The 5,352-nt window shown below is 60.4% G+C and carries 5 protein-coding genes and 2 pseudogenes; 3 read left to right on the top strand and 4 right to left on the bottom strand.

Going from position 1 to position 5,352, the window contains the following annotated elements:
- Positions 1-75: 75 nt before the first annotated feature.
- The 3 genes from JUB11_RS32165 (at position 76) to JUB11_RS32145 (ending at position 2,729) form a co-directional block, all read left to right on the top strand.
- Positions 76-324: a hypothetical protein gene (locus JUB11_RS32165; RefSeq protein ID WP_348771551.1), complete on the top strand. Its 249-nt coding sequence runs from the start codon at positions 76-78 to the stop codon at positions 322-324.
- A 527-nt stretch (positions 325-851) separates the two neighbouring features.
- Positions 852-1,064, top strand: coding sequence for a hypothetical protein (locus JUB11_RS32160; protein WP_207462887.1), 213 nt, complete (start codon positions 852-854; stop codon positions 1,062-1,064).
- 1,485 nt (positions 1,065-2,549) lie between these two features.
- The gene (locus tag JUB11_RS32145) at positions 2,550-2,729 is read left to right on the top strand and encodes a hypothetical protein (protein ID WP_207462884.1); all 180 of its coding nucleotides are present in this window, start codon (positions 2,550-2,552) and stop codon (positions 2,727-2,729) included.
- A 24-nt stretch (positions 2,730-2,753) separates the two neighbouring features.
- Here JUB11_RS32145 and JUB11_RS32140 read toward each other — a convergent pair whose 3' ends face one another.
- The 4 genes and pseudogenes from JUB11_RS32140 to JUB11_RS32120 all read right to left on the bottom strand — a co-directional run.
- Entirely contained in the window at positions 2,754-3,230 is a 477-nt protein-coding gene (locus JUB11_RS32140) for a helix-turn-helix transcriptional regulator (protein WP_207462883.1), read from the bottom strand.
- A gap of 127 nt (positions 3,231-3,357) precedes the next feature.
- Positions 3,358-3,998 (bottom strand): annotated as a pseudogene (locus tag JUB11_RS33085) (replication protein RepA).
- A 90-nt stretch (positions 3,999-4,088) separates the two neighbouring features.
- Positions 4,089-4,715: a transposase gene (locus tag JUB11_RS32125; protein ID WP_207462880.1), complete on the bottom strand. Its 627-nt coding sequence runs from the start codon at positions 4,713-4,715 to the stop codon at positions 4,089-4,091.
- A pseudogene (locus tag JUB11_RS32120) lies at positions 4,646-5,352 on the bottom strand (IS256 family transposase); the annotation flags it as partial. The pseudogene JUB11_RS32120 and the gene JUB11_RS32125, both read right to left, overlap by 70 nt.

Raw genomic sequence — 5,352 nt, 5'->3', positions numbered from 1 at the left:
CGAAGATGCCGTAGAAATCGCTGCTTTCGATCGAGCACTCCGCGCCTATGGCCGAGATTACAAGCCAGAAGCCTAATCAAACAGGCTCTCAGTCTGAACTGGGCCGGAGTGCCCTTGCGGACCTTCGAGACGATCGTCCGCTACATCGCCGGCACTGCCACCGCCCCTGGTCTCCAGGTCACCGCCCATCTCAAGCGAGGTGGCAACGAAACGGGCGAACGCGTCTCGGACGAGGACATGCGACGGCTGAGCCTCGCTCCCCACGAGGTCTGCCCGGCGTGGAACTATACCCTCTCACCACGCGCCTCTTGTGAAGGCGAATGAGCAGATAGTTCCCTGATGTGCCCTTAGTGCGGCGCTCGCCGCGGCGCCGGCCGTCGCCCGTGACATCCGGTCCGACGACGCCATCCGCTGGCAGATCATCGCCGACTCCAGCGCCTCTTATCCCGGCAACTGCCCGTGTCCCTACAACACGATGCGCAACGGGGCGAACTGCGGCCGGCGGAGCGCCTATAGCAAACCCGGCGCCGGGCACCCCTCTGCTATCCAGAGGATGTGACGGAGGCGATGGTGGCCCGGTACAGGGCGAGGAATTGAAAGCCGCCGATCTGCGCGGGATGGGGTGAGAGTAGGTAGGCCCATGAAGCTGACCAGCAGCCATCGGCGATGGCTCTACACGGCCCATCCAATTACCTGGATCCTGGCCGAGAATGCCGCGGCACATGATGTGCTGGAGTGCTTGGCCCTTGGGCTGATACAGGAGGGTCCCCGGCCGGGGCAGTGGAAGCTGACGCAGACCGGCGGAGCTGTGTGGCGACGAATGTGTGGGATGGGGTGAAGGGAAGTAGGGAATGCTAAAGCTGATTGGGCACGTTCTCTACTGGATATGCTCTGGCATGGCCGGGCTGTGGATCATCGGTGCGGTCATTCTGAGCACAGCGGCCTCTGGTCCAGAGCAAGCGGTGCTCTTCATCAGCAGCGGATTGGCATTGGGGGTGCTGACTTGGCTTGTCGGTCGTCTTTGCCGCGATTGGTTCGATGGCTCGAACAATGAGCCGGTGTGACGGGCCATGACGCCGAAACAGTGCCGGGCCGCCCGGCATTCCCTGGGCTGGTCAACGCGGGAATTGGCCGCCCTGGTTGGCGCGAGTGAGACGGCAATCGGCACCTTTGAGCGAGGAGCGCGGGGGCTGCGTTATGAGACTGCCAAGAAGATCCGCGAAGCCTTCCGCGCGGAGGGGATCGACGTAGATGCCCTGTAGAGCTGCGTGGATTGGGGTGAGTGAGGAGAGATGACACCTGAACAATGCATTGCGGCTCGGACGAAGATTGCATGGTCGCGCAATGATCTTGCATTTGAGGCGGGGCTCTCACGCAAAACCATCGACCTTTTCGAGAGAGGAAGCAGGACGCCGACCGAGGAGAGCTTTGCGAAAATCCGCAGCGCTCTCCAACGAGGTGGGGCCGATATGAGTGCCCTGTAGGGCTGCGTGGGATGGGGTAAGGGCAAAGAGATAACGCCGGTGCCCACTGCTCCGCCCGCTCCAAATCCTTCATTCAATTCCGGGCATCCGTGCGTCCGGCTAAAGTTACATTCGCAACGTCATCGGGGGGTCTGAGAGCGAAGAGTGCGGCGGGGCTTTTCGGTTTGGCAATCCGCATCTCACGCAAGCGCGGTCACAAAATGATGCAATTGATCCCGCTTTTAGAATGGACCAACAAGGTAGCATGCGCTTGTCGGATATAATCGGACTATAAAGATGGCACTTCGGCTTATTGAGGATGCGCTACAGACGGTCGATGGAACCGATCTGATCGACGCCGCAGAAAAGGCCCGGATCAGAGCTGCGCTTCTCGCGCTCGAAGGCAAAGTCTGCGAGAGAGAAGCCCTCTGCGCTATACGCCCCTATGCCTGCAAGTGTGAGCTGCTGGTTAGTGATGTGCTGTCTTCCTAATATGCTGGCTGGCCTTAAGCTCCCTGCGGATCACAAATCAAACAAGCCTTGGTTTTCATTGCGAACTTGACCGCAAGAATCGCCTCATCCACTGTCTCAAAAGTAGAATAATTTAACTTCCATGTTCCGTTTGAGGAGGAAAAGAAGCTGAAGCCGCTCTCATTCTGGAGCAACATACCTATGGGCTTCGAACCGACTTTTATGACGTAGCTTTGTGAATGCATTGTGAGATACACCATTATGGTTCGAGCGTGATTTCTTCCTCGATATCTTTCAGAAGCACTCAGAGACGCGCAATTCTCCATATGGTATACCTATGTTTTGAGGAGGAACGCTTCCCCTTAGCGTACAAGGGAATGATAATTTTCTCGGCTGATACATTTTATTCACACAAAAAGGCTGTTGATATATCAGTTTGCGGCACGCACAATCCAAAGAAAAAACGATTGGGCAGGAACGCGCACCAGGGAGGGACAGGCACAAAGCCGTCTCTCCCTTTGCGTTTTGGGTTTTCTGCGTCGGCCACTAAGGAGCAGATTGCTTCAGCCTCGTGCTAGGAGCATCTTCAGCGCCCATAGAGCATAAGGTTGATCCGTGTTCATCGTCACCGAGGAAGAGGCCGCGGCGATCCGGCAGGCCTACGAACGGGGCGGGGAATGGGTCGCTGTTGCCGAATTCCGCCGGCTCTTCCCTGGTTTGTCTGGCAACGCCGAGGTGCTGCGGTGGGTGCAGACCATCGCGGCTTGGCGAGTAGAGGCGCAAGGCGGCGAATGATCGCCACCAGCTCTGCGCCCCATCCTACTCCGGCTCGGCTGTGTCGGTCTGAGCGGCAGGGCCTTCTAGGTCCCCGAGAGCCTTAAAGATCTCGTACATGCGCTGACGATCGCGCGGATTGCTGATCCGGGTGTAAGCCTTCATTAATTCCAGCGTCTCGCGCTTGCGCAGCAGGGCAGGTGCAGGATTTCTTGCAGACTTTGCATCAACGGGTTCGGGTACGAGCCCGCCACGCTCTCCAAGATCGCTGGGCATATCCTCGAAAAAGTAGCTGATCGGTACATCGAGCGCTTGGCTGAATTGCCAGAGCATTGAGGCCGAAACGCGGTTGGCGCCCCGTTCGTACTTCTGGATCTGCTGGAAGGTCAGGCCAACGCTCTTTGCGAGGGTAGTTTGGCTCAGGGCCATGAGAGTGCGGCGTATCCGAATGCGAGAGCCAACATACACGTCAACGGCATCGGGTCCATCGCCTATGGGGTTTGCAGGTCGTCCTAGTGCCATCAGCTTGCCTGTCGCTCTTGCCGCCCAATGCAGTGCAGTGCATTTCGTATCATCATTGGGAGTGAAAATACATCTATGGGTATGGCCGAGCTGCCGCAGGCGGTGAGCGGCCCCCAAATGCCAAAGCTCAGGGTAAGACCCTGATGCTCTTGTAAGGGGTGCGGTCCGGCACGGCCGGCGGCGACGGCTTCAGGATGACACCGCGGGAATCCACATCGACGCGCGCGCCGGGGTAGACCGCTAACGCCTCTTTCAGCGTCTCGGTGAATTTCTCCTTGAACTTCTTCAGCGCCTTGTACTCAGGGCCGAACTGCTGGTGCAGCGCGGCCCAGGAAATCGGCGTTGGTTTGTCGAGGGACCGCAGGCGATACGCCAGCCACACATAGGCGTCCAGCACGGCGCTGCTGTTCTGGATCAGCCGCACAGCCGGTTCGGACACGGGTACGGGATGATCGCGCAGGGCATTGTAGAACTCGTGCGACAACCGGGCCGTCTCGTCCCACAATGAGCCCTGGCGAGCGTCGCCTGCTGGTGAACAAACATCATGGCACTGACGATGTTGGCGCGCTCAAAACCAGACCGGCCATCCTCACTCGTCCAGCCTACCGTTAGGCGACAGGCAGAGATTCGGCGAGCCTGATCCCGGATTGCGGCATAGCTCGTGCCACCGGCTTTCACGCCCATCCGGTCCAGCCAGTCATGCATGTTGGAGCCAAGCCGGATCTCCGGCGAGCTGGTGCGGATCGCTTCCGTCTGGAGGTACAGCATGATCATGCGTGCGCGGGCGCCGTATGGCACGCCACACTGCTCTGGTGCATGGAAATAGGAGATCAGAGCGTTGGCTTTGTACTTTGATCTTCATGCGACGCGGACGGACTCCGGGCGTCCGAGGCCGAACATGCGGTTGAGGACATTGACGGCGATCCGGGTTTCCACCTTCTGCGCTGGTCGGGAATGGGAGCGCAAGGTGTCGCCGATGATCTGCTTATACCGGCTCATCGCTCCCTCAGCGCCGGCCCTGGCGTTATAGCCCGAGGTTTTCTGCCAGCTCATGCGCCCCCGCTCAGCGATGACCCGGAGATGCTGGTCCCGCTGGGTCGGGTTGGTGTCGGCGCAAGGGCTGAGCACGGCCGTGGACCGCGGCGGTACGACCACCGCGGCCGCGGGATGGCGTGCGGCCACCGCATCGTAGACATTGTCCTGGTCGTAAGCCCCGTCGGCAATGACCGCGACGACCGGCCTCTCGATTTGGTCGAGCAGGGGCCCGAGCTCAGCGGCATCATCGACCTCCTTGCTGGTCAGGGTCGCGGCGACGATTGTGCCAGTCTCGGCATCGACGCCCAGGTGCAGCTTGCGCCAGGCCCGGCGACGCGGGACTATCCGGAATTTCGTGCTCGGCGGGGGCGATTTCAGTTTCAGGCGCTCATGGCCTTTGTGAAGCGCTCCCCGAACATGACGGCCATCTGTGCCTTGGCGGCCGTCCATTCACGGGCGGACATCTTCCAGTCTTTCTCGGCACGGTTCAAGGCCAGAAACAGGAGTTTCAGCGCGGCCTCGTCGTTGGGAAAATGCCCCCTGGCCCGCACCGCCCGGCGCAGCTTTGAGTTCAAGGCCTCAATGGCATTGGTGGTGTAGAGGATGCGCCGGACCTCGCGCGGGAAGGCAAAGAAGGGAATCACCTCCTGCCAGGCCCGGCGCCAAGCTTTGCCGATGGCGGCGTATTTCTCACCCCAGGGTCCGCTCTCGAAGGCGGTGAGCGCGGCCTCGGCCGCCTTGTCGTCAACGGCGTCGTAGACCGTCTTCAAGGCACCCGCGATGCCCTTGCGGTCCTTCCAGGACGCGAACTCCATGCTGTGACGAAGCAGGTGCACGATGCAGGTCTGAACGATGGTCTCCGGATAGGCGGCCGCTATCGCCTCGGGAAAGCCCTTCAGCCCGTCGACCACGGCCAGCAGGAGTCCTCCACGCCGCGGTTCTTCAACTCGTTCAGCACGCGCAGCCAGAACTTGGCGCCCTCGTTCTGCTCGATCCACAGGCCCAGCACCTCCTTGGCGCCGTCGGCCCGCACGCCGATGGCCACGTGGATGGCCTTGTTGCGGACCAAGCCCTCGTCACGGATCTT

The organism is Azospirillum sp. SYSU D00513 (genome assembly GCF_017356015.1).
In the GTDB taxonomy this organism is placed as follows: Bacteria; Pseudomonadota; Alphaproteobacteria; order Azospirillales; family Azospirillaceae; genus Azospirillum.
This window is presented reverse-complemented; position numbering and strand designations above follow the sequence as displayed.